Genomic DNA, 22605 nt, shown 5'->3' with positions numbered 1-22605 from the left:
CACTCGCCGCAGGGGCGGGTGGAGACGAGGGTTCATGGACACTGCGACGGCGACGGCGGACGAGCGGCCCGGGCTGCGCGAGCGGAAGAAGCAGCGCACCCATGACGCGCTGCTGCGGGCGGCTCTGGAGTTGTTCACCACGCGGGGGTACGAGGCGACGACGGTCGACGAGATCGCCGAGGCCGTCGACGTGTCGCAGCGCACCTTCTTCCGCTACTTCGCGGGCAAGGAGGAGGCCGCGCTCGCGGTCGTGAGCCTCACCCACGAGCACTTCCTGGCGGCCGTGCGCGCCCGGCCCGCGCACGAGGCCCCGCTGGAGGCGATGCGCAACGCCGTCCTGGAGGGCTGGGACGCCTTCGGCGCGGCCGTCGGCCAGGTCGTTCCGCTCGACCTCCACCTGCGCGCGTACGGCATGGTCGAGTCGACGCCCGCGCTGCTGGCCGCGCATCTGCGCAGGGCGGACGAGGTGGGGCGGCAGATCGAGCGGATCATCGCCGAGCGCGAGGGGCTGGACATGGAGACCGACCCCCGGCCGCGCGTGGCGGTGGCGGTGTTCGCCGGTGTCATGCGCGTCACAGAGCGGCTGTGGGCGCTGGGCGGCGACCTCAGCATGGAGGCGATGCGCGAGCTGACCGCCGCACACCTGGACGCCCTGCGCCCCTCGTTGGCCGAAAAGTGGCGCACTGACTGAAATGCGCCAGCACGGGCATCAACGGGACCTTCTCTGCGCACCGTACGGAACGGGCGTGATCGAAACGTGATCCCGCTCACTCGGTTAACGCGAGACCCATCCGTTCTCTTAGTGTGTCCTTTCAGTGACTTCCTTCGACTCCTCCCCGCAACTGAACGTCTGGCGCGCACTCCTGGCGCTGGCCGTGGTTTTCGTGATGCTGGCGACCACCGGCTGGACCGCGATCCGCAGCCACCGAGAGAAGTCGCCGCTCCAGGCGTCGCTCTCCGCGTGGCAGAGCGGACACCTCGACGGCCGTGAACTGCCGGACGCCGAATCGTCCCCGCACCGCCTGGCGGCCTTCTTCGCCTCGCTCACCGCGCCCCAGCGCACCCGGCTCGCCCACCGCTATCCACTCGCCGTCGGCAACATGAACGGCGCGCCCGTGGAACTGCGGTACCGGGCCAACCGCATCGCGCTCAAACAGCAGAGCCGGCACGAACGGGAACGCACGCACGACAAGCGGCTCTCCGAGATCGGCCGGCACGAGGCCGGCCGCCGGATGCACCGCTTCGACATGCTGGCCGTGAAGAAACGGCACATCCTCGCGTTCGACCCCGAGGGCAACGGCCGGGTCGCCGAGGTCTTCGGCGACCTCGACAAGGCCGAGCGCGTCTCCGTCGTCGTCCCCGGCGTCGACACCAACGTGATCAACTTCCAGCGCACCAACCGCCGGTACTCCGCCCCCGTCGGCATGGCCGAGTCGCTCTACGACGCGGAGCGCGCGGCGAGCCGCGGGACGCGTACGGCCGTCATCGCCTGGGCCGACTACACCGCGCCCGACGGCCTGGGCCTGGACTCGGCGACCGCGCTGCGGGCCGAACAGGGCTCGGTCCGGCTGAACGCGCTGGTGCGGAGCCTGCCCGGCGGCTCCACCGTCGCGCTGGTGTGCCACAGCTACGGCTCCGTGGTGTGCGGGGTCGCCGCGCGCTCGCTGCCGTCACGAGTCACCGACATCGCGGTCGCGGGCAGCCCCGGCATGCGCGCCGAGTCGGTCCGGCAACTGCGGACGGCGGCCCGGGTGTGGGCCATGCGGGACGCCGACGACTGGGTCCGGGACGTGCCCTACCTGGAGGTCGGCGGGCTCGGCCACGGCGCCGACCCGGTCTCCACGGAGTTCGGGGCGCGCATCCTGTCGGCAGCCGACGCCCAGGGACACAGCGGCTATTTCGAGCCGGGCACCGAGAGCCTGCACAACTTCGCCGAGATCGGCATCGGCGCGTACGAGTCGGTGCGGTGTGCGCCGGAGAACGAGGCGTGTCTGACAGGTCTGTCCGACAGCGCTGCGGCCTGACGCGCGTAGAGGGGGGTAAAAGTGCGGTTCGCCTCGGTCGGGACTTCCCCGCGTCGCCCGCATACGATGAGCCGCATGGGTGACGTACTGGCCGGATTTCAAGCCGCCTGGGAGTTCGAGTCCGACTCCGTCCTCATCCGCTTCGAACGGGGGATTCGTACGCCGAAGCTCTTCCAGGCGCTCGGTGAACGGCGCATCCCCCTGGAGGCGATCGCGGGGGTCTCACTGACACCCGGGAAGCGGGGCACCGTCGTCCTGCGTGCCGTGCCGCGGCCGGGCGCCGATCCGCTGATGGAGGCGGCGGCGGACCAGCTCAAGGAGGGCTCCGACCCGTACCGGCTGGTGCTGCCGGTCGAGCGGGAGACGCTCGCGGAGTACTACGCCGACGAGCTGCGGTCCCGGTTGACCGAGACCGGGCCGGCGGAACGGTTCCTGGTGGCCGCGCCCGAGGCGCCGTTGCAGTTCAAGGCGTACGACGGGAAGGCGTCGTTCGACGGGCGCTCGGTGTCGTTCCGGTGGTTCTGGACGGGGGCGTCGTCGGCGAAGTGGAAGGCCGGGGACCAGAGTTTTCCGGTGAGTGCGCTCGGTGGGGTCGAGTGGCGGTCGCCGGAGCTCTTCGAGGGGTACCTGCGGTTGCTGCGGCGGGAGGCCGCCGGGGAGCGTCCGGCTCAGCCGGACCATGATCCGGCCTCGGTCGTGTTCGGGCTGGGGTACGGACCGGTGCACGAGTCGTTGCCGTTCGCCGCCGCGGTCCTGGCCGCGGTGCGCTCCGCGGGGGGTGCGGGTGCGGCCACCGCTTCGGTCGAGGCGGGGCCCCGGCGGGATCCGGCCGACATCGCCGACCGGATCCGGCACCTGGGGGAGTTGCACGAGGCGGGGCTGGTGACGGATGAGGAGTTCAGTGTGAAGAAGGCGGAGTTGCTGGCGGAGCTTTAGCGGACCGCGGTTCGGGGGAGCGCCGTTCCGCACTGACGGTGCGTCGTGGCTTGTCGCGCCCACGCGGCGGAGCCGCACATCGACACAGCCCCGCGCCCCTGACCCTGCTGCAGTACCCCCGCCTGAGAAGTCGGCCCTACTCCCTGCCCGCCGACGTGAAGCGCATGTCCGCGTAGCGGTTGCCTGCCACCTTTGCCGCTATCGGTTCCAGGAGGGTCATGTCCTCCTCGCCCAGGACGATCCTCGTCGCCGCCGCGTTCTCCTCCACCCTTGCCGGCTTGCGGGTGCCCGGGATCGGGACGACCGGGAGGCCGTGCACCGCCGACTGCTGGTGGACCCAGGCCAGGGCCGTCTGGCCCAGGGTGGCGCCGTGGGAGGCGGCGACCTCGCGGATCGGGGTCAGGAGGGCCGCGTTGGCCTCGGCGTTCTCGCCGGTGAAGCGGGGCTGCTGGCGGCGGAAGTCGTCGGCGGTGAGGTCCTCCGCCTTGGCGAAGGAACCGGTGAGGAAGCCCCGGCCGAGCGGGGAATAGGCGACCAGGGTGACGCCCAGCTCGCGGGCCGTGGGGACCACGTTCGCCTCGATGTCACGGCTGAACAGCGACCACTCGGACTGGAGCGCGGCGATGGGGTGCACGGCGTGGGCGGTGCGCAGTTCGGCTGCCGTGACCTCGCTCAGGCCCAGCTGCTTGACCTTGCCCTCGCGGACCAGCTCGGCCATCACGCCGACCGTCTCCTCGATGGGCACGCCCACGTCGCGCCGGTGCATGTAGTAGAGGTCGATCACGTCGACGTCGAGACGGCGCAGGCTTCCCTCGACGGACTCCCGGATGTGGGCGGCGTCGTTGCGGATGATCCGTTTCGTCGGGTCGTCGGGGTCGATCGCCAGACCGAACTTGGTGGCGACGACGACCTCGTCACGGTGTGCCTTGAAGAACGGGGAGAGGAACCGCTCGTTCTCCCCGGCGCCGTACGCGTGGGCCGTGTCGTAGAGCGTGACACCCAGTTCCAGCGCGCGCTCCAGGGTGGCCCGGGACTCCGCCGCGTCCGAGGGGCCGTACGCGAAGCTCATGCCCATGCAGCCGAGGCCCTGGACGCCCACCTCGGGGCCGCCCGCACCCAGCCGTGCCGTCGCGATCGTGCCGTTCGTCCCGCCGTCCGTCATGAGGCCCTCTCCGACGCCAGGGCGCGCCCGGCGTCAGCGTAGAAGTTGATCTTGCGGTCGAGCACGTTCAGGGTGTCCTGGAGCTCGGCGATCCGGGACAGGACGTCGTCCCGGGTCGACTTGAGCAGGTCGAAGCGCTCGGTGTAGGTGTGGTCGCCCTCGCGCACCAGCTCGGCGTAGCGGACCATGTCGGCCACCGGCATGCCGGTGAGCCGGAGCTTGCCCACGAGGTCGAGCCAGTCGAGGTCGCGGTTGCGGTAGCGGCGCTGGCCGGTGTGGGAGCGGTCGATGTGCGGCATCAGCCCGATCCGCTCGTACCAGCGCAGGGTGTGCGCCGTCAGCCCGGTGAGGTCGACCACCTCGCTGATCGTGTATCTGTCCTGCCCGTCCGGCCGACGCGGCTTGAGCGGCGGACCGGCGCACCTGTCGGTACCGGCAGCACCGTCGGCACTCTCGACACTCGTCGTACTCGTGGTCTCCATCACCGTCATGACCACCACGCTAAAACCCTGGAGTGCGCTCGAAGCAAGCGAATCCGGAGAGAAAACACCGGGACATGACGTCGACCCGCTGGCTAGCGTGCGGACATGGGTCTCGTACGACGTGCCACGGCCGAGGACGCGGTCGAAGTGCTCCGGCTGCGCCAGGTGATGATCGACTCGATGGCGCCCCCGGGAGCGGGCGGTCCCACCGACTGGCACACGGAGTCCCTGCCGGTCCTGCGCCGCCGACTCGACGGTGCAGACAGGGAGTTCGCGGCCTTCGTCGTCGACCATCCGGAGCGCCCGGACGCGCTGGCGGCGCTGGTGGTGGGGACGGTCGACTACCGGATCGGCAGGCCCGGCAACCCGCGCGGCGCGGTCGGCCACGTCTTCAGCGTGGCCACCGACCCGGACTGCCGACGCCGGGGGTACGCGCGCGCCTGCATGGAGGCCCTCGTCGAGTGGTTCCGCGAGGCCGGCGCCGGATACGTCCATCTGACGGCCTCCGCCGAGGCCGAGCCCCTGTACGCGTCGATGGGCTTCCGGCGCAGGCCCGACCCTCTGATGCAGCTGAACCTATGAGCCGCTTAGGCTCGTGGGCATGTCACTGCAGAGCGTCGCCCTGATCGAGAACTGGCCGGTTCCCACCGCCGCCGCCGCAGTCGTGCGGGCGGACGGCACCGTCCTCGGGACCCATGGGCCCCTCGGCCACCGCTTTCCGCTGGCCTCGGTCACCAAGCCGCTCGCCTCGTACGCCGTGCTGGTCGCGTACGAGGAGGGGGCGGTCGAGCTGGACGAGCCGGCGGGCCCGCCGGGCTCGACCGTGCGGCATCTGCTGGCGCACACCTCCGGGCTGGCCTTCGACGAGCACCGGGTGACGGCCCCGCCCGGGGGGCGGCGGCTGTACTCCAACGCGGGGTTCGAGGTGCTCGGGGACCATGTGGCCAAGGCGGCGGACATCCCGTTCGCGGAGTACGCGCGGCAGGCGGTGCTGGAACCGCTGGGCATGACGTCCACCTCGCTCGACGGTTCCCCGGCGAAGGACGGCGTGTCGACCGTCGAGGACCTGGTGCGGTTCGCCGCCGAGGTGCAGGCGCCCCGGCTGCTGGACCCGCGTACGGTCGCGGCGGCGATGACCGTGCAGTACCCGGGCACGAAGGGCGTCCTGCCGGGCTACGGGCACCAGAACCCCAACGACTGGGGGCTCGGCTTCGAGATCCGGGACTCCAAGGCGCCGCACTGGACGGGCACGTCGTCGTCGCCGGGCACCTTCGGGCACTTCGGCCAGTCGGGGACCTTCCTGTGGATCGACCCCGTCGCCGGGGTGGCGTGCGTCGCGTTGACGGACCGGGCGTTCGGGCCGTGGGCGGTCGAGGCCTGGACCCCGTTCACGGACGCGGTGCTCGCGGAGGTCGGGAACGGGGTCTGATGCGCGAAGGACGCGGCAACGGAGGGACCGCCACCGAGAACTGACGGCCCGTCACCCGCCGAGCTCCCACACCAGCACCTCCGCCGGGGCGGCGACGGTGACCAGCTCCAACCCCTTCTCGTCCTCGGCCCGCACCGCGTCCCCGGGCCCCAGCTCGTGCGGTCCGAGGCGCACCGAGCCCCGGACGACGTGCACGTACGCCCGCGCCGCGTCCGGCACCGCGGTCCGCTCCCCCGCCGTGCCCAGCCGCCGGACATGCAGCATGGCCCCGGCCTCGGGGACCGCGTACGGGGTGGAGTCGGCGATGCCGCGCACGATCTCGTACGCGGGGTCGCCGCCCGGGTCCAGCGGGGCCAGCCACATCTGCACGAAGGTCAGCGGCGCGGAGCCGTCGTTGCGCTCGACGTGCCGTACGCCGCCCGCCGAGCTCAGTCGCTGGACGTCACCGGGGCGCACGACCGTCTCGTGGCCCGTGGTGTCGCGGTGCGTCAGCTCGCCCTCGACGACCCAGGTGACGATCTCGGTGTGGCTGTGCGGATGCTCGTCGAACCCGGCGCCGGGTGCGAGCCGCTCCTCGTTGCAGGCGATGACCGCGCCGAACCGCAGGTTGCCCGGGTCGTAGTGCGCCCCGAAGGAGAAGGCGTGCAGCGAGGCGATCCCGGCCTCCGGGTCCCCGCCGGGGTAGCGCGCGCCGGCGCGCCGTAGGTCCATCACGGTTCCCAAGGTAGCGCCGACCGGCACCACCCGGCCTGGGCCGCACCACCCGGCCGGGCCGCACCACCCAGCCCCGGCCGGCACCACTCAGCCCGTCCGGCGTTTGAGGACGAGGCCGTTCAGGCCGATACGCGGGGGCGCGGGGGCGGCAGCCCCCGACGGGACGCACCCCCCGGTGCAGGCTCCCCCCGGCGCAGGCAAGCGCGGCGATAAGGCAGTCTTGTCCCGTGCCCGAACCCGAAACCAGCAAATCCGCAACCGCGCCGTACGCCCATCCGCACTCCGCGACGCTGAGGCGGCTGGAGAAGTCGTCCGGAAGCCTCGCCGCGCAGGCCATCGCGCGGATGGACGAGACGTTGCCCTGGTACCGGGCGATGCCACCGGAGAACCGGTCGTGGATCGGGCTGGTCGCCCAGGCCGGTATCGCCGCCTTCACGGAGTGGTTCCGGCATCCGGACGCCCCGCAGGCCATCTCGACGGACGTCTTCGGGACCGCGCCGCGTGAACTGACCCGGGCGATCACGCTCCGGCAGACCGTGGAGATGGTGCGCACGACCATCGAGGTCATGGAGTCCGCCATCGACGAGGTCGCCGCCCCCGGCGACGAGAGCGTGCTCCGCGAGGCCCTGCTCGTCTACGCGCGGGAGATCGCCTTCGCCACCGCGCAGGTGTACGCGCAGGCCGCCGAGGCCCGCGGCGCCTGGGACGCCCGGCTGGAGTCCCTGGTGGTGAACGCGGTGCTCAGCGGCGAGGCCGACGAGGGCGCCGTGAGCAGGGCCGCCGCGCTCGGCTGGAACTCCCCCGACCATGTCTGCGTGGTCCTCGGCACCGCCCCGGACGGGGACAGCGAGCTGACCGTGGAGGCCATCCGGCGCGCCGCACGGCACGCCAAGCTCCAGGTGCTCACCGGGGTGCTGGGCGACCGCCTCGTGGTGATCGCCGGCGGGAACAACGACCCGCTGCAGGTGGCGAAGTCGCTGATCGGACCGTACGCGGCGGGGCCGGTGGTGGCCGGGCCGATCGTGCCCGACCTGCTGGCCGCGACCCGGTCCGCGCAGGCCGCCGCCGCCGGACTCAAGGCGTGCTCGGCGTGGCAGGACGCACCGCGACCCGTTCTGGCGGACGATCTGCTTCCGGAGCGCGCGATCGCCGGTGATCCCAGTGCGCGCGAGCAACTGGTGGAGGAGATCTACAGACCGCTTGAGGAAGCCGGCTCGGCTCTCTTGGAAACGCTCAGTGTCTACCTCGAACAAGCCTCGAGCCTCGAGGGCGCGGCCCGGATGCTGTTCGTCCACCCCAACACCGTGCGCTACCGGCTCCGACGTGTGACTGACGTCACCGGTTGGTCGCCCTCCGATGTACGCTCGGCCTTCACCCTGAGGATCGCGCTGATCCTGGGGCGTCTGGTGGATGGGGATTCGCAGCTCTAGGGTTTTGTCGGAGGGCTACAAAACCCCCTCGTGTTCTTCGTCCCTGTCCTCACGGGCGGCCTGAGCCGTCCCCAAGAGAGAGTGTGAGAGTGCTCGTACTCGTCGCTCCCGGCCAGGGCGCCCAGACGCCCGGCTTCCTGACTCCTTGGCTCGACCTCCCCGGTGCCGCCGACCGCCTCGGCGCGTGGTCGGACGCCATCGGGCTGGACCTCGCCCACTACGGCACCCAGGCCGACGCCGACGCGATCCGCGACACCGCCGTGGCCCAGCCGCTGCTCGTGGCGGCCGGACTGCTGTCCGCCGCCGCCCTGGGCGACGTGACGCCCGGCGCGGTCGCCGGCCACAGCGTGGGCGAGATCACCGCCGCCGCGTTCGCCGGTGTCCTCGACGACACGGCCGCGCTGACCCTCGTCCGCAAGCGGGGCCTGGCCATGGCCGAGGCCGCCGCGATCACCGAGACCGGGATGTCGGCGCTGCTCGGCGGCGACCCCGAGGTGACGATCCCGCACCTGGAGAGGCTGGGCCTGACCCCGGCCAACGTGAACGGCGCGGGCCAGATCGTCGCCGCCGGCACCCTGGAGCAGCTCGCCGTACTGACGGCCGAGAAGCCCGAGGGCGTCCGTCGGGTGGTGCCCCTGAAGGTCGCGGGCGCCTTCCACACACACCACATGGCCCCCGCCGTGGACAGCCTCGCCAAGGCCGCCGAGGAGATCGCCCCCGGGGACCCGAAGCTCACCTACGTCTCCAACAAGGACGGGAAGGCCGTCGCCACCGGCGCCGAGGTGCTCTCCCGTCTCGTCGGACAGGTCGCCAACCCGGTCCGCTGGGACCTGTGCATGGAGACCTTCCAGGAGCTGGGCGTGACCGCGCTCGTCGAGGTGTGCCCCGGCGGCACGCTCACCGGACTCGCCAAGCGGGCGCTGCCGGGTGTGGCGACGGTGGCGCTGAAGACACCGGACGACCTCGACGCCGCTCGCGCGCTCATCGCCGAGCACCAGAACTAGGAGCCCCGGAGCTATGTCGAAGATCAGGCCTGGCAAGGGCGCTCCGTACGCGCGCATCCTCGGCGTGGGTGGCTACCGCCCGGTCCGGGTGGTGCCCAACGACGTGATCCTGGAGAAGATCGACTCGTCCGACGAGTGGATCCGCTCCCGCTCCGGCATCGAGACCCGGCACTGGGCGAACGACGAGGAGACCGTCGCCGCCATGTCGGTCGAGGCGTCCGGCAAGGCGATCGCCGACGCCGGGATCTCCGCCGAGCAGATCGGCGCGGTCGTCGTCTCGACCGTCTCGCACTTCAGCCAGACCCCGGCCGTCGCCACCGAGATCGCCGACAAGCTGGGCACGGCCAAGGCCGCCGCCTTCGACATCTCGGCCGGCTGCGCGGGCTTCGGCTACGGCCTCACCCTCGCCAAGGGCATGATCGTCGAGGGTTCGGCCGAGTACGTCCTCGTCATCGGGGTCGAGCGGCTGTCCGACCTGACCGACCTGGAGGACCGGGCCACGGCCTTCCTCTTCGGTGACGGCGCCGGCGCGGTCGTCGTCGGTCCCTCCCAGGAGCCGCACATCGGCCCGACGGTGTGGGGTTCCGAGGGCGACAAGGCCGGAACGATCAAGCAGACGGTCCCGTGGAACGAGTACCGGATCGGTGACCTCGAGAAGCTCCCGCTCGACAGCGAGGGCAACGTCAAGTTCCCCGCGATCACGCAGGAGGGCCAGGCGGTGTTCCGCTGGGCCGTGTTCGAGATGGCGAAGGTCGCCAAGGAGGCGCTGGACGCCGCCGGACTTTCCTCGGACGACCTGGACGTCTTCATTCCGCACCAGGCCAACGAGCGGATCATCGACTCGATGGTGAAGACACTCAAGCTGCCGGAGCACGTCACGGTCGCGCGTGACGTGCGTACCACCGGCAACACCTCGGCCGCCTCGATCCCGCTCGCGATGGAGCGGCTCCTGGCGACCGGCGAGGCGAAGAGCGGCGACACCGCGCTCGTCATCGGCTTCGGGGCGGGTCTCGTGTACGCCGCGACGGTCGTTACCCTCCCCTAGGCACCCGAGCCGGATCTTGTGGTCCGGCGCGGGAACAGCACAACCTGCCGCTGACGCGGCGGGCCGCCAACCCTCTGGAATCAACGAAGGAGCGCCTGACATGGCCGCCACCCAGGAAGAGATCGTCGCCGGTCTCGCCGACATCGTGAACGAGATCGCCGGCATCCCGGTCGAGGACGTCCAGCTGGACAAGTCCTTCACCGACGACCTGGACGTCGACTCGCTGTCCATGGTCGAGGTCGTCGTCGCCGCCGAAGAGCGCTTCGACGTCAAGATCCCGGACGACGACGTCAAGAACCTCAAGACGGTCGGCGACGCGACCGAGTACATCCTCAAGCACCAGGGCTGATCCGGCGGATCGGGTCCGGCCCGATCCTCCGCGGAGCAGTCCGTTTGCCCCGCCACCCGGCGGTGGCGCCGCTGAATCCTCGTAACCGTTGGAGAACATTCCCGTGAGCTCGACCAATCGCACCGTGGTCGTCACCGGTATCGGCGCAACCACACCGCTGGGTGGCGACGCGACTTCCACCTGGGAGGGGCTGGTCGCCGGCAAGTCCGGTGTCGGTCCCCTGGAGCAGGAGTGGGCCGCCGACCAGGCGGTCCGCATCGCCGCGCAGATCGCCGTGGAGCCGACCGAGGTCATCCCCCGGCCGCAGGCCCGCCGACTGGACCGCTCGGCGCAGTTCGCGCTGATCGCGGCCAAGGAGGCGTGGGCCGACGCCGGTTACTCGGAGACCTCGGCCGACGACGGCACCGTCGACGCGGACCGTGTCGGCGCGGTCATCGCCTCCGGCATCGGTGGTGTGACGACCCTGCTGGACCAGTACGACGTGCTGAAGGAGAAGGGCGTACGCCGCGTCTCCCCGCACACCGTGCCGATGCTGATGCCCAACGGCCCGTCGGCCAACGTCGGTCTGTACGTCGGCGCGCGCGCCGGTGTGCACACCCCGGTCTCCGCCTGCGCGTCGGGCGCCGAGGCCATCGGCTACGCCATCGAGATGATCCGCACCGGCCGCGCCGACGTCGTGATCGCCGGTGGTACCGAGGCCGCCATCCACCCGCTGCCGATCGCCGCGTTCGGCAACATGATGGCGATGTCCAAGAACAACGAGGACCCGCAGGGCGCGTCCCGTCCGTACGACACCGGCCGTGACGGCTTCGTCCTCGGCGAGGGCGCCGGTGTCGTCGTCCTGGAGTCGGCGGAACACGCGGCGGCGCGGGGTGCCCGGGTCTACGCCGAGGCCGTGGGCCAGGGCATCTCCGCCGACGGCCACGACATCGTGCAGCCGGAGCCGGAGGGGCGGGGCATCGCCCACGCCCTGCAGAACCTGCTGGACAGCACCGACCTGGACCCGGCGGAGATCGTGCACGTCAACGCGCACGGGACGTCGACGCCGGCCGGTGACATCGCGGAACTGAAGGCGCTGCGGAAGGTGTTCGGCGACGACACCGACCACTTCGCGGTGTCGGCGACGAAGTCGATGACCGGGCATCTGCTGGGCGGCGCCGGTGGTGTCGAGACGGTGGCGACGGTGCTCGCGCTGTACCACCGGGTGGCGCCGCCGACGATCAATGTGAACGACCTGGACCCCGAGGCGGAGGCCAACGCCGACATCGTGCGGGGTGAGGCTCGCAAGCTGCCGGTCGAGGGCCGTATCGCCGCCCTCAACGACTCGTTCGGGTTCGGTGGGCACAACGTGGTGCTGGCGTTCCGGACGGTTTGATTCTTCCGCCGTGAACGGCGAGTGGCCCGCACCCCGGGTTGGGGGGCGGGCCACTCGCCGTTGTGGCGTGCGTTGTCGGCCGGGTGCGGGTTGGTGGGGCTTCTCGCGCCCGCGCGGCGGAGCCGCATATCGACAACAGCCCCGCGCCCCTAAAAGCAAAAGACCCGCGGGCCCCCGGCGCTGGGAAGGGTTACACCACCTGGTGGAGCCAGCGGACCGGGGCACCCTCGCCTGCGTATCTGAACGGCTCCAACTCGTCGTCCCAGGGCTTGCCCAGGAGCTTGGAGAGGTCGGCCTCCAGGTCGGTCTCGCCTCGTTGGCTGCGGAGCAGCGCCGCGCGCAGGCGGTCCTCGGGGATGAGGATGTCGCCGTGGATGCCGGTGACGGCGTGGAAGATGCCGAGGTCGGGGGTGCAGCTGTAGCGCTCGCCCTCGGCGGTGGCGCAGGGCTCGGCGGTGACCTCGAAGCGCAGCAGGTGCCAGCCGCGCAGTGCGGACGCCAGCTTGGAGGCGGTGCCTGCCTGGCCCTGCCAGGAGAACTCCGAGCGCCAGGTGCCCGGGGCGGCCGGCTGGCGGATCCAGTCGAGGTTCACGCGGGTCCCGAGGACACCGGCGACGGCCCACTCGACGTGCGGGCACAGCGCACGCGGCGCGGAGTGCACGTACAGAACTCCACGTGTCGTCACCGGGGCCTCCACAGAGCAGGGCATCTTGTCGTTCTGACGGAACGGCAGTGGCAGGGCGGCCACGTGGCGAGGCTACCGTGCGGCGGGGCAAGGAGTGTGACGTACCGTCGGAGCCGACGCCAGGACGCGGCGCTGTTTCACCCGGGGGGACGCGTGTGCGGTACGGAACAGTTGCACCTTTCGCCGCACCTTTCACCGCGGCGTTCTCGTCGGTCTCCCGTGTCGGGAACTCCCGTGCGTTGTGATGGGTGGGAACTTGCACGTGTAGGACCGACGAGGGGACCAGGGCATGCGGAAGCGACGCCACCGATCGAGGACGGTGTGGGGCGCGGTCTCGGTCGCGGTCCTGCTGGCCGTGACCGGGTGCGACGCCACTGGTGGCGACTCCCCCGGCCCCGAGGGGACGGGCCCGCGTGCCGCCGCGTCGCCCACGCCCACACCCGCCTGGGACGGCACCCCCGAGTCGCTGGTCGCCGTCGGGGATTCCATCACCCGGGGCTTCGACGCGTGCAAGGTCCTCTCCGACTGCCCCGAGGTGTCCTGGGCGACCGGCACCGACGTCTCCGTCGACAGTCTCGCCGTACGGCTGCTGGGGCGCTCCGGCGCGCTGGAGCGGAGCTGGAACTACGCGGTCACCGGGGCCCGGATGGCCGACCTGCCGAACCAGATGGCCCGGGCGGTGACCCGGGAGCCCGAGCTGGTCACGGTGATGGTCGGCGCGAACGACGCGTGCCGCGCGAGCGTCGACGCCATGACGCCGGTGGCCGACTTCCGCGCGGACTTCGAGGACTCGATGGCGACGCTGCGGGACGCCCTGCCCAGGGCCCAGGTGTTCGTGGCGAGCGTGCCGGATCTGAAGCGGCTGTGGTCCGAGGGCCGTACCAGCCAGGTCGGCAAGCAGGTGTGGAAGCTGGGCATCTGCCCGTCGATGCTGGCCGACCCGGACGCCCTCACCACGGCGGCCGGGCAGCGGCGCGACGCCGTCCAGGACCGGGTGGAGGCGTACAACGACGTGCTGCGCGAGGTCTGCGCGAAGGACCGCCACTGCCGGTACGACGGGGACGCCGTCTTCGACTACCGCTTCGGGCGGGCCCAGCTCAGCCAGTGGGACTGGTTCCATCCGAGCGTGGACGGGCAGGCGCGGCTGGCGGAGATCGCGTACCGCATCGTCAGCGCCAAGGAGTCGTGACCTAGGGTTTCGCTCATGAGCGAACCTTTCGGCACACTTCCCGACGGCACGGCCGTGCATCGGTGGACGCTGGAGCGGGGCGGGACGCGGGTGCGCGTCCTGACGTACGGCGGGATCGTGCAGTCCGTGGAGATTCCCGACCGGGACGGGCGGACCGCCGACGTGGTGCTGGGGTTCGCCGGCCTCGACGGGTACCTGCGCCATCAGGGGCCGTTCTTCGGGGCGCTCATCGGCCGGTACGCCAACCGGATCGCCGACGGGCGGTTCACCCTCGACGGGCGGACGTACGAGCTGGTGCGCAACAATCCGCCGAACTCCTTGCACGGCGGTCCGCTCGGCTTCGACAAGCGGGTGTGGGAGGCGGAGGCCGTCGCGGACGGGGCCGGGGTGCGGCTGTCGCGGGTGAGCCCGGACGGTGAGGAGGGGTTCCCCGGGCGGCTGGAGGTCTCCGCCACGTACACGCTGGCGGAGGACGGGCGCGCGCTGCGGATCGCGTACGAGGCGGTCACGGACGCGCCGACCGTGGTGAACCTGACCAATCACTCGTACTGGAACCTGGCCGGGGCGACGTCGGAGCCTGCCGGGGGGCACGAGCTGCGGATCGACGCGTCGCGGGTGACGCCGGTCGACGCGGACCTGATTCCGGCCGGCGAGCCGGCGGACGTCGAGGGGACCCGGTTCGACTTCCGGGTGGCGCGGAAGGTGGGGAGCGGGTACGACCACAACTTCGTGCTCGACAAGGGGGTCACGGAGGGCGCCGAGCCCGTCGCCGAGCTGTGGGAGCCGGGGTCGGGGCGGGTGTTGGGCGTGGCGACGACCGAGCCGGGGATGCAGCTCTACACGGCGGATCATCTGGAGGGGCCGTTCGGGCCCGGGGACGGGATCGCGCTGGAGACCCAGCACTTTCCCGACTCGCCGAACCGGCCGCGGTTCCCGAGTACGGAGTTGCGGCCGGGCGGCGTCTATCGGTCGGAGACGGTTTACGGGTTCGGGGTGCGTTCGTAGGTGGGTCGGGCGCGGGTGAGTGGGGGCCGGTCGCGCCCACGCGGCGGAGCCGCACATCGACACAGCCCCGCGCCCCCAGAAGCAACGGGGTTGCCCTACCCCTCCATCGGGGCCGTAACGCGGCGGTCAGCCAGGGAGCGGCCTGCCGCCAGCTCGTACGAGCCCCTCATGTGCGTCCATGAGTTGGTCGTCTCGTCCCAGATCTCGAAGGCTCGGCGCGGGAGTTCGATGACGGCTTCCGCCGTCTCGCCCGGGGGCGCCTCCACCGTCGCGAAGCCCGCCAGCCAGCGGGTCGGGCGGTTCTCGTCCGGGGTCGTGGGGGCCAGGTAGAGCTGGATGGTCTCCCGGCCCTCGCGGGTGCCCGAGTTGCGTACCCTCACCGTGGCCGTCGTGCCGCTGACGTCGAGGGACTCGTACGTCCAGTCGGTGTAGCCGAGGCCGTGGCCGAAGGGGTACGTGGGGGTCCTGTTCTCCCTGTCCCAGGCCCGGTAGCCGATGAAGACGCCCTCGTCGTAGGTGAGTTCGCCGGACGTGGGGGTGACCCGGGTGACGGGGGCCTCGGACAGGTCGCCCCAGGTGGTGGGGAGGCGGCCGCCGGGCTCGTGGGTGCCGGTGAGGACGTCGGCGAGGGCGGCGCCGCCCTCCTGGCCGGGGAACCAGGTGAGGAGGACGGCGGCCACCTCGTCGCGCCACGGGAGCTGCACCGGGGAGCCCGCGTTGACGACCACGACCGTGGCGGGGTTGGCGGCGGCCACCGCGCGGACCAGGTCGTCCTGGCGGCCGGGCAGGCGGAGGTCCTTGCGGTCGAAGCCCTCGGACTCGACGCGCTCGGTGGTGGCGACCACGACGACGGCCGTGTCGGCGGCGCGGGCGGCCCGGGCGGCCTCGGCGATCAGGTCGTCGGGGTCGCGCTGGGGGTCCTGGTGGCAGAGCGAGAAGGTGAGCATCGTGAGGGGGGCGTCGGGGGCGAGCTCCACGACATGGGTGAGGGAGACCGGCACCGGGGTGCCCTCGGTCAGGTCTACCTGGGCCAGGGGGACGGGGGCGCCGAAGAACGACACGAAGGGGTCGTCGGTGTCGGTGGTCCGGACGCCGTCGAAGTGGGCGGTGCCGTCGACGGTGAGGGTGTAGGCGCCGAGGCCCTTGATGCCGAAGGTGTGCGTGCCGGTCTCGCGCGGGGTGAAGGTACCGGTGACCTCGACGGTGTGCAGGGTGGTGTGGGTGACGCCGTCCGGGAGGTCCGAACCCATCCACTGGATGTGGCCGTTGGGCGCGGAGCGGGTGCCGATGACCGTGCCGGAGGCGTCACGGCAGACGGCCTGGAGGGTGAACCCCTTGTCGGCGACGGCCAGTTCCTCGTTGGGGTCCGCGCCCACGGAGTACGTCAGCGCACCCTCGGGGAGGGCGGCGGTGAGACCGTCGAGCGGGGAGACGACGCGGGAGGGGAAGACGGTGGCCGAGCCGCCGCCGAGGACGCGGGCGTCGCGGGCCGCGGCGCCGCTGAGGGCGACCGTCGAGCCGGGCGCGAGGGGGAGGACCGCCTGAGCGTCCGGTCGGCCGGCCGGTGCGTCGTTGCGGACGAGGACGAAGGAGCGGCGGGCGATCTCGCGGGTGAGGGCCTCGCCGTCGACGGGGGCGGGGAGTTCGGTGATGACCGGGTCGGCGCCTTCCAGGATGCCGACGCGGGCGGCCAGGCGCAGGACGCGGCGGACCGCCTCGTCGAGTGCGGCCTCCGTGACCTCGCCGGCGCGGACGGCGGCGGCCAGGGGCTCGCCGTAGACGGTCCTCGGGCCGGGCATGGCGACGTCGAGGCCGCCGGTGAGGGCGTCGGTCGTCGAGCGTGCGGCCGTCCAGTCGGAGACGTTGAAGCCGTCGAAGCCCCACTCGCCGCGCAGGACCTCGTTCACGAGGTGGCGGTGCTCGGTCATGGTGGTGCCGTTGACCTGGTTGTAGGCGGTCATGATGCCCCAGGGGTGGGCGTTCGCCACGATCGCCTCGAACGGGGCCAGGTACAGCTCGCGCAGGGCGCGTTCGGAGACCAGGTTGTCCACCGTGAAGCGGTCGGTCTCGGCGTCGTTGGCGACGAAGTGCTTGACCGTGGTGCCGACTCCGCCGGACTGCACGCCCGTCACATACCCCGAGCCGATCTCGCCGGTGAGGTACGGGTCCTCGCTGTACGCCTCGAAGTGGCGGCCGCCCAGCGGTGAGCGGTGCAGGTTGACCGTGGGGGCGAGCAGGACGTGGACGCCCTTGCGGCGGGCCTCCTGGGCCAGCAACACCCCGGCGCGGCGGGCGAGTTCGGGGTCCCAGGTGGCGGCCAGGGCGGTCGGGGAGGGCAGCGCGACGGACGGGTCCTCGGCGGTCCAGCGCACTCCCCGGACGCCGACGGGGCCGTCGGACATGACCAGCGAGGGCAGGCCGATCTCGGGGAGCGCGGGCAGCGTCCACATGTCCTGGCCGGAGAGGAGTTTCGCCTTGGCGTCCAGGTCCAGCTTGGCGAGGGCCTTCTCCACGGCCGCTTCGCGGGCCTCGTCGGCCGGGGTGGGGCGGGCGCCCGGGGTTGCCGCCATCGTGGTGCCTCCTCTTCGAGTCACGTTCTCCGTCTCCGCCATCGTGCACACATCACCTGTAGATCGGTAGGTTTCGTTATCTTGACGTTATATTCGCAACGGTCCGGCGGGCTCGGATGCCGTACGGTGACGGCATGAGCGGCACCAGGGGAACCCGGAGCGTCAGGGGTGAGGAGCGGCGCGCGGAGATCGTGCTGGCGACGCTGGAGGTGATCGCCGAGCGCGGTTACCGGGGCGCGAGCATGGCCGCGGTCGCCGAGCGCGTCGGGCTCACCCAGCAGGGGCTGCTGCACTACTTCCCCACCAAGGAGGCGCTGCTCGTCGCCGTCCTGCGGGAGCGGGACCGGTGGGACGCCGTGCCCGACAGCCCGCTGCGCCTCGATCTGCTGGGCTCCCTGGTCGAGTACAACGCCATGCGGCCCGGGATCGTGCAGACCTTCTCCGCGCTGCTCGGCGAGAGCGTCACCGAGGGGCATCCCGCGCGCGAGTTCTTCACCGAGCGGTACGGGCGGGTGCGGGGCTCCATGGCCGAGGTGCTGCGCGCCGAGTACGGCGACCGCCTCCCGAGCGGGCTCACCCCGGAGCGGGCGGCGCCGCTGCTGGTGGCCGTGATGGACGGCCTGCAGTACCAGTGGCTGCTGGACCCGGGCACGGTGGACATGCCGGGGGCGTTCCGGGACTTCCTGGCGCTGCTGGGCGAGGACGCCGACCGAGCCGATTGAGGTGCCCGGCCCGCCGGGCGTGGCGTGCGCCCCTTCCGTCACGCGATACTTCCGCCGTCCGGAGCGACACCCCCACGGCACCGAACAGCGACGGAAGGACCCGAACTCCCTTGACCTCCCTACTGACTTACCGGCGGGCACGCGGAGCGACGACAGTGCTGGCGGCCCTGCTCGCCGGGCTGAGCGCCCCCACCTCCGCCTCCGCCTCGCCCTCGACGCCGGCAGCGGTCTCCGCTGCCGCGTCCCCCACCGTCGAGGAACTGCGGCTCGACCGGGCCGTGCCCCAGGAGATCCTGCGGCGGTCCGGATTCGACACCGTGGCACCGGAGTTCGCGCGGGCCCTGGACGGGGCGCGGTCGTACGCGCAGGCCGAGCGGATCGTCGCACGGCAGGGCGAACGGCTGTGGACCCGGGCCGTGGACCGGGCCCAGGGGCGGGGTCCGGCGGGCGGTGATCTGAGCCGGGACGACGACCGGCCGCTGTACTGGGCGCGGCTCGGCGTGACACGGGAACTACGCGGCTGGGAGCCGTCGTTCGGGCTGAGTGACAGTCGCAGGGCGCGGCTGCTGGACACGTTGGAGAGAACTTCGCGCGGACAGGACTCCCTGCGCTTTCCGCACGGCGGCAAGGGGGTGAAGCGGGTTCTCGTCACCGGATTCGATCCCTTCACGCTGGACCGGGACGTCCGCATCTCCAACCCGTCCGGGGCGACGGCGCTCGCCCTCGACGGGACGGTGATCCGGACCGCCGAAGGGCTCGCCCGCGTCGAGACGGCCGTCTTCCCCGTCCGCTGGCGGGACTTCGCGGACAGCACGGTCGAGCGCGCGCTGCGGGACCGGTTGCCCCGCGTGGATCTCTTCGCGACCGTCAGCCAGGGCCGGGTGGGCCGTTTCGACATCGAGCGGACCAACGGGGCGTGGCGCGGCGGCTTCGGTGACAACGACAACATCGGCGTGACCGGGACCATCCCGGTGACCGACCCCGCCACCCAGCCCCAGTGGACCTCCACGACCCTGCCGTACGCGGACATCGTCGCCGCGCAGACCGGGCGCTTCCCCGTCTACGACAACACGAGCGTGACCGAGATACCGGCCGGCGGCACGGCGGCGGTCGTCCGCCCGAACGGGCCGACGCCGGGCTCGACCGCGCGGGCCGGGGGCGGCGGCGACTACCTCTCCAACGAGATCGCCTACCGGGCGACGCTCCTGCGCGACCGGCTGGGGCTCGGCTCCTCGCTGCCGGGCGGGCATGTGCACACGCCCGTCCTGCAGTTCGGGACCGGCAACACCGACCCGGCGACCGGGGCGGTGACCGATCCCGACTTCGTACGGAACCGGTTGGACATCATCGCCCAGGTGCGGGCGATCGTGACGGTCGCCGTGGACGCGACGGCCACCGGGACCTCCGGGACGGCGGGCGCCGTCATGTGACGGCGAGGCGTCCGTTCACGCGCCGACCTCGGGCTTGCGGAACGCCGGCGGGGCGGGGTGGTGGGCGGTGGGGACGCGGTTGCGCTCGTCCTCGCCGGTCGTCTCCTCGCCCAGCAGGTCACGGGCCATGAGGGTGGCGCCCGCGACCGCGCCCGGCATCAGGAACACGGCGACGAACGGCACCACGAAGGCGAGGCCCAGCGGGGTGCCGAAGCCCCAGATGAGGGTCTTGCGGGAGCGCAGCAGCGTGAGGCGGTCGCGGAGTTCGACGCCGCGGCGCTGGAGGGCGACGGCGGTCAGCTCCTCGGTGAGGAAGAAGCCGGTGACGAAGAAGCCGATCACCGGGACCACCGTCTGGCCGATGAACGGGACGAAGCCGAGGGCGAAGAGCAGGATCGCCCAGACCAGCGCCCGCAGGAGGACCCGGAGGCTGTCCCGGGCCGAGATCCACAGCTCGTGCCAGAGCGGCAGGTCGGACTCCGGGGCGGTGCCGTCCGGTGAGACGTCCCGGTCGACCTTCTCCGAGAGGTTCTCGTAGAAGGGCTGGCCGATGAGGAGGGTCACGGCGGTGAAGGTGATGACCGCGAGAGCCAGGGCCAGGGCGAACAGGACGGCCGTGAGAAAGCCGCGGAAGAGCCCCGGCCAGGGGCTGGACCAGTCGTCCGCGAAGGGCGTGGCCCAGGTGACGAAGTCGGGGCCCCAGACGGCGAGGGCCACCAGGGCGGCTATGTAGAGGACCAGGGTGATGAGGCCCGGGATCAGGCCGACGCCGTACTGCTTCCCGTGCCTGGCCACCCAGCGTTGGCCCTGGACGAGGTACTGGAAACCCACCCCTAGATCGCGCATGGGGCGAACTTTATCGTTCGGTTCGTTTGCGCAGGAGAGCAGGAGAGCTCGGGGGGGGTGGGGTGCGCCGGCGACTGCGGGTTGTGTGTGGTTGCTCGCGCTCACGCGGCGGAGCCGCATATCGACAGAGCCCCGCGCCCCTATGAGGGCCTGCGGCCCGTCAGGGCGCGAATGCACCCTTTGCCGTGAAGGCCAGCTCCGCGAAGCGTTCTCCGATCAGGTGGTGGGTCTCCGCGTCCGGGTGCAGGTCGTCCGGGAGGGGGAGCGTGGTGGCGTCCTGCTCGCCGTAGAGGGTGAGTCCGTCGAGGTAGTGGAGGTGGGGGTCCTCCGGGGTGCGGTGGGCCACGATCGCCGCGAGTTCGTCGCGGATGACGCGGAGGGTGAGCCTGCCGGGGGTGATGTCTCCCGGGTCGCCCATGGGGCGGAAGCGGAGGCGGCCCTCGGCGAGGCCGGTGAGGTCGGGGGCGCTGGGGCCGGGGGTGTCCTCGTGGATGGGGCAGAGGATCGGGGAGACGACGAGGAGCGGGGTGGTGGGGTGGCCGTCGCGGATCGTGTCGAGGAAGCCGTGCACGGCCGGGGTGAAGGCGCGCAGCCGCATCACGTCGTGGTTGACGAGGTTGATGCCGATCTTGACGCTGATGAGGTCGGCCGGGGTGTCCCGGATGGCGCGGGCGACGAAGGGGTCGAGGAGGGCGCTGCCGCCGAGGCCCAGGTTGATGAGTTCGACTCCGGCCAGCCGGGCGGCGTGGGCGGGCCAGATGCCGATGGGGCTCACGGCGTCGGAGCCGTGGCTGATGGAGCTGCCGTGGTGCAGCCAGACCCGGCGGTCCGGGTCGGGGGCGGGTTCGACGGGGGCGTCGGTGCGCAGGGCGACGAGTTCGGTGGTCTCGTTGTGCGGGAGCCAGATCTCGATCGTCTTGAGGCCGTCGGGGAGGTCGGAGAAGGCCACCGTGCCGGGCCGGCCCGGCCGGTGTTCCGCCGCACCGGTGGTCATGTCGATGGTCAGGGTGTTGCCGTCCGGCACACTCCCCCGGGCGGTCGGGCGGCCGTCGACGACCAGGTCGTACAGGCCGTCCGGGCGGGGTGGGGCGCCCACATAGGTCCGCTTGGTGCGCAGGGCGTCGAGTTCGACCGCGGTGGCACGGGTGCGGAAGACCAGGCGTACGCCGGAGGGCTGGGACTCGACCATGGCCAGCTGCGGATCGGCGCACTGGGCGCGGGCCCGGGCGGGCAACCGGTGCGGCAGGACGCCGTGTTCGGTGCGTTCCAGCTCCAGGGCGCCGCGCAGGAGGTCGTCGGTGACGGGGTGGTGATCCAGGGGAGGTCATGGCGCAACCTGACGATCGGCGGGGGAGGGTGGGTTCGGCGGTGGTGGGCGGCGGGCGCCCCAGGTCGACCGGCCGGCCGCGGCAGGCTCCCGGAGGTCAACCGGGCGGCGGTGGCGGCCAGTTGCGCAGCAGGGCGTCGAGGGCGTCCAGGACGCGTTCCCAGCTCTTCTGCGAGTCGGGGGCGCTGTGGCTGAAGCCGCCGGCCGCCTCCAGGCTGACGTAGCCGTGGAAGACGCTGCCGAGGAGCCGGACGGCGTGGGTCTGGTCCGGCTCGGTGAGGTCGTAGCCGCGCAGGATCGCCCTGGTCATCTGTGCGTGCCGGCCGCCGGCGCTCGCCGCGGCCGCCTCGGGGTCCAGTCGGAGTTGTGCCGCCGCGTACCGGCCGGGGTGCGCGCGGGCGTAGTCGCGGTACACGTCGCCCAGGGCCGCCAGCGCGTCCTTCCCGGCCCGGCCGGCGAGTTGCGTGGCGCCCCGGTCGGCCATCTCCTCCAGGGCGAGGAGCGCGATCCGGGTCTTGAGGTCCTGGGAGTTGCGTACGTGCGAGTACAGGCTCGCGACCTTCACGTCGAAGCGGCGGGCCAACTCCGAGACGGTCACCTCGTCGAAGCCGATCTCGTCGGCCAACTCGGCGCCCGCCAGGGCGAGACGTTCCGGGCTGAGCCCCGCGCGTGCCATGCCCCGACCCCGCCCTTCCGTACTTCCGATCCGTTCGGCGGTGACGATTATGCAGTTGCCTAAAGCTTTTAGGCAAGAATCGATGCTTCCAAGGTTCCGCGGGGTTTCCCGGGTTCCCGTGTCGTCTGTGCCCTCTTGTTGCCCGGGAGTCGAACATGTAGACCACCTGTGGTCGACCGGCCCGTGGCCGGCCGTTCGTCGTCAC

General features: G+C 72.1%; 22 protein-coding genes. 14 read left to right on the top strand and 8 right to left on the bottom strand.

The window, feature by feature from the left end; genetic code table 11:
• The first annotated feature begins 34 nt into the window (after positions 1-34).
• The 3 genes from E4N62_RS04155 (at position 35) to E4N62_RS04145 (ending at position 2960) form a co-directional block, all read left to right on the top strand.
• On the top strand, positions 35-691 hold the full coding sequence (locus E4N62_RS04155; protein ID WP_230211967.1) for a TetR family transcriptional regulator: 657 nt from the start codon (positions 35-37) through the stop codon (positions 689-691).
• A 124-nt stretch (positions 692-815) separates the two neighbouring features.
• Complete coding sequence (locus tag E4N62_RS04150) at positions 816-2024, top strand: alpha/beta hydrolase (RefSeq protein ID WP_230211966.1); 1209 nt, start codon at positions 816-818, stop codon at positions 2022-2024.
• 75 nt (positions 2025-2099) lie between these two features.
• Positions 2100-2960, top strand: coding sequence for a DUF4429 domain-containing protein (locus tag E4N62_RS04145; protein WP_230211965.1), 861 nt, complete (start codon positions 2100-2102; stop codon positions 2958-2960).
• Positions 2961-3096: 136 nt separating this feature from the next.
• Here E4N62_RS04145 and E4N62_RS04140 read toward each other — a convergent pair whose 3' ends face one another.
• Positions 3097-4122, bottom strand: coding sequence for an aldo/keto reductase (locus E4N62_RS04140; RefSeq protein ID WP_230211964.1), 1026 nt, complete (start codon positions 4120-4122; stop codon positions 3097-3099).
• Positions 4119-4613 carry a MerR family transcriptional regulator gene (locus E4N62_RS04135; RefSeq protein ID WP_230211963.1) on the bottom strand — a complete coding sequence of 165 codons (495 nt, stop codon included), beginning with the start codon at positions 4611-4613 and terminating at the stop codon, positions 4119-4121. Before E4N62_RS04135 ends, E4N62_RS04140 begins: the two co-directional genes overlap by 4 nt.
• Before the next feature lie 96 nt (positions 4614-4709).
• Between E4N62_RS04135 and E4N62_RS04130 the strand changes: the two genes are divergently transcribed.
• Positions 4710-5186: a GNAT family N-acetyltransferase gene (locus E4N62_RS04130; protein WP_230211962.1), complete on the top strand. Its 477-nt coding sequence runs from the start codon at positions 4710-4712 to the stop codon at positions 5184-5186.
• Positions 5187-5205: 19 nt separating this feature from the next.
• The gene (locus E4N62_RS04125; protein WP_230211961.1) at positions 5206-6033 is read left to right on the top strand and encodes a serine hydrolase; all 828 of its coding nucleotides are present in this window, start codon (positions 5206-5208) and stop codon (positions 6031-6033) included.
• Positions 6034-6084: 51 nt separating this feature from the next.
• Here E4N62_RS04125 and E4N62_RS04120 read toward each other — a convergent pair whose 3' ends face one another.
• Entirely contained in the window at positions 6085-6744 is a 660-nt protein-coding gene (locus tag E4N62_RS04120) for a pirin family protein (RefSeq protein ID WP_230212439.1), read from the bottom strand.
• A gap of 230 nt (positions 6745-6974) precedes the next feature.
• On the opposite strand from E4N62_RS04120, the gene fasR reads away from it, so the two are divergent.
• The 5 genes from fasR to fabF all read left to right on the top strand — a co-directional run bounded on the left by fasR (position 6975) and on the right by fabF (position 11950).
• Positions 6975-8177, top strand: coding sequence for a fatty acid biosynthesis transcriptional regulator FasR (gene fasR, locus E4N62_RS04115; RefSeq protein ID WP_230211960.1), 1203 nt, complete (start codon positions 6975-6977; stop codon positions 8175-8177).
• Positions 8178-8266: 89 nt separating this feature from the next.
• Positions 8267-9181: an ACP S-malonyltransferase gene (locus tag E4N62_RS04110; RefSeq protein ID WP_230211959.1), complete on the top strand. Its 915-nt coding sequence runs from the start codon at positions 8267-8269 to the stop codon at positions 9179-9181.
• A 13-nt stretch (positions 9182-9194) separates the two neighbouring features.
• Positions 9195-10226, top strand: a complete 1032-nt coding sequence (locus E4N62_RS04105) for a ketoacyl-ACP synthase III (RefSeq protein ID WP_230211958.1) — start codon at positions 9195-9197, stop codon at positions 10224-10226.
• Positions 10227-10326: 100 nt separating this feature from the next.
• Positions 10327-10575, top strand: coding sequence for an acyl carrier protein (locus E4N62_RS04100; protein ID WP_152775753.1), 249 nt, complete (start codon positions 10327-10329; stop codon positions 10573-10575).
• 103 nt (positions 10576-10678) lie between these two features.
• Entirely contained in the window at positions 10679-11950 is a 1272-nt protein-coding gene (gene fabF / locus E4N62_RS04095) for a beta-ketoacyl-ACP synthase II (protein ID WP_184894639.1), read from the top strand.
• Positions 11951-12140: 190 nt separating this feature from the next.
• Here the strand turns inward: fabF and E4N62_RS04090 are convergent, their stop codons facing one another.
• Positions 12141-12635, bottom strand: coding sequence for a DUF3145 domain-containing protein (locus E4N62_RS04090; protein ID WP_152168417.1), 495 nt, complete (start codon positions 12633-12635; stop codon positions 12141-12143).
• A gap of 289 nt (positions 12636-12924) precedes the next feature.
• On the opposite strand from E4N62_RS04090, the gene E4N62_RS04085 reads away from it, so the two are divergent.
• Positions 12925-13824, top strand: coding sequence for an SGNH/GDSL hydrolase family protein (locus E4N62_RS04085; protein ID WP_230211957.1), 900 nt, complete (start codon positions 12925-12927; stop codon positions 13822-13824).
• A gap of 15 nt (positions 13825-13839) precedes the next feature.
• The gene (locus tag E4N62_RS04080; protein WP_230211956.1) at positions 13840-14829 is read left to right on the top strand and encodes an aldose epimerase family protein; all 990 of its coding nucleotides are present in this window, start codon (positions 13840-13842) and stop codon (positions 14827-14829) included.
• Between the two features lie 95 nt (positions 14830-14924).
• Here the strand turns inward: E4N62_RS04080 and E4N62_RS04075 are convergent, their stop codons facing one another.
• Positions 14925-17399: a glycoside hydrolase family 3 protein gene (locus tag E4N62_RS04075; RefSeq protein WP_230211955.1), complete on the bottom strand. Its 2475-nt coding sequence runs from the start codon at positions 17397-17399 to the stop codon at positions 14925-14927.
• 116 nt (positions 17400-17515) lie between these two features.
• On the opposite strand from E4N62_RS04075, the gene E4N62_RS04070 reads away from it, so the two are divergent.
• Both E4N62_RS04070 and E4N62_RS04065 read left to right on the top strand, forming a co-directional pair.
• Positions 17516-18121 carry a TetR/AcrR family transcriptional regulator gene (locus tag E4N62_RS04070; protein ID WP_230211954.1) on the top strand — a complete coding sequence of 202 codons (606 nt, stop codon included), beginning with the start codon at positions 17516-17518 and terminating at the stop codon, positions 18119-18121.
• Between the two features lie 110 nt (positions 18122-18231).
• On the top strand, positions 18232-19551 hold the full coding sequence (locus E4N62_RS04065) for a pyroglutamyl peptidase (protein ID WP_230211953.1): 1320 nt from the start codon (positions 18232-18234) through the stop codon (positions 19549-19551).
• Between the two features lie 15 nt (positions 19552-19566).
• On the opposite strand, the gene E4N62_RS04060 is transcribed toward E4N62_RS04065, so the two are convergent.
• The 3 genes from E4N62_RS04060 to E4N62_RS04050 form a co-directional block, all read right to left on the bottom strand.
• Positions 19567-20397 (bottom strand): EI24 domain-containing protein, encoded by an 831-nt coding sequence (locus tag E4N62_RS04060; RefSeq protein WP_230211952.1) that lies wholly within the window; start codon positions 20395-20397, stop codon positions 19567-19569.
• Positions 20398-20557: 160 nt separating this feature from the next.
• On the bottom strand, positions 20558-21715 hold the full coding sequence (locus E4N62_RS04055; protein ID WP_308184850.1) for a GDSL-type esterase/lipase family protein: 1158 nt from the start codon (positions 21713-21715) through the stop codon (positions 20558-20560).
• 106 nt (positions 21716-21821) lie between these two features.
• The gene (locus E4N62_RS04050) at positions 21822-22400 is read right to left on the bottom strand and encodes a TetR/AcrR family transcriptional regulator (protein ID WP_230211950.1); all 579 of its coding nucleotides are present in this window, start codon (positions 22398-22400) and stop codon (positions 21822-21824) included.
• Between the last annotated feature and the right edge of the window lie 205 nt (positions 22401-22605).

Source organism: Streptomyces sp. MNU76, from assembly GCF_020982545.1.
Classification (GTDB): Bacteria; Actinomycetota; Actinomycetes; order Streptomycetales; family Streptomycetaceae; genus Streptomyces.
The sequence above is the reverse complement of the archived record's forward strand: the minus strand, read 5'-3'. Positions and strand labels throughout refer to the sequence as shown.

Bases quoted from the DNA above. Each gene is read 5' to 3' on its own strand.
- E4N62_RS04050 (WP_230211950.1), bottom strand. From the start codon at position 22,400: ATGGCACGCGCGGGGCTCAGCCCGGAACGTCTCGCCCTGGCGGGCGCC.
- E4N62_RS04085 (WP_230211957.1), top strand. From the start codon at position 12,925: ATGCGGAAGCGACGCCACCGATCGAGGACGGTGTGGGGCGCGGTCTCG.
- E4N62_RS04100 (WP_152775753.1), top strand. From the start codon at position 10,327: ATGGCCGCCACCCAGGAAGAGATCGTCGCCGGTCTCGCCGACATCGTG.
- E4N62_RS04155 (WP_230211967.1), top strand. From the start codon at position 35: ATGGACACTGCGACGGCGACGGCGGACGAGCGGCCCGGGCTGCGCGAG.
- E4N62_RS04075 (WP_230211955.1), bottom strand. From the start codon at position 17,399: ATGGCGGCAACCCCGGGCGCCCGCCCCACCCCGGCCGACGAGGCCCGC.
- E4N62_RS04120 (WP_230212439.1), bottom strand. From the start codon at position 6,744: ATGGACCTACGGCGCGCCGGCGCGCGCTACCCCGGCGGGGACCCGGAG.
- E4N62_RS04135 (WP_230211963.1), bottom strand. From the start codon at position 4,613: ATGACGGTGATGGAGACCACGAGTACGACGAGTGTCGAGAGTGCCGAC.
- E4N62_RS04125 (WP_230211961.1), top strand. From the start codon at position 5,206: ATGTCACTGCAGAGCGTCGCCCTGATCGAGAACTGGCCGGTTCCCACC.
- E4N62_RS04060 (WP_230211952.1), bottom strand. From the start codon at position 20,397: ATGCGCGATCTAGGGGTGGGTTTCCAGTACCTCGTCCAGGGCCAACGC.
- E4N62_RS04130 (WP_230211962.1), top strand. From the start codon at position 4,710: ATGGGTCTCGTACGACGTGCCACGGCCGAGGACGCGGTCGAAGTGCTC.
- E4N62_RS04080 (WP_230211956.1), top strand. From the start codon at position 13,840: ATGAGCGAACCTTTCGGCACACTTCCCGACGGCACGGCCGTGCATCGG.
- E4N62_RS04145 (WP_230211965.1), top strand. From the start codon at position 2,100: ATGGGTGACGTACTGGCCGGATTTCAAGCCGCCTGGGAGTTCGAGTCC.
- E4N62_RS04140 (WP_230211964.1), bottom strand. From the start codon at position 4,122: ATGACGGACGGCGGGACGAACGGCACGATCGCGACGGCACGGCTGGGT.
- E4N62_RS04070 (WP_230211954.1), top strand. From the start codon at position 17,516: ATGCCGTACGGTGACGGCATGAGCGGCACCAGGGGAACCCGGAGCGTC.
- E4N62_RS04105 (WP_230211958.1), top strand. From the start codon at position 9,195: ATGTCGAAGATCAGGCCTGGCAAGGGCGCTCCGTACGCGCGCATCCTC.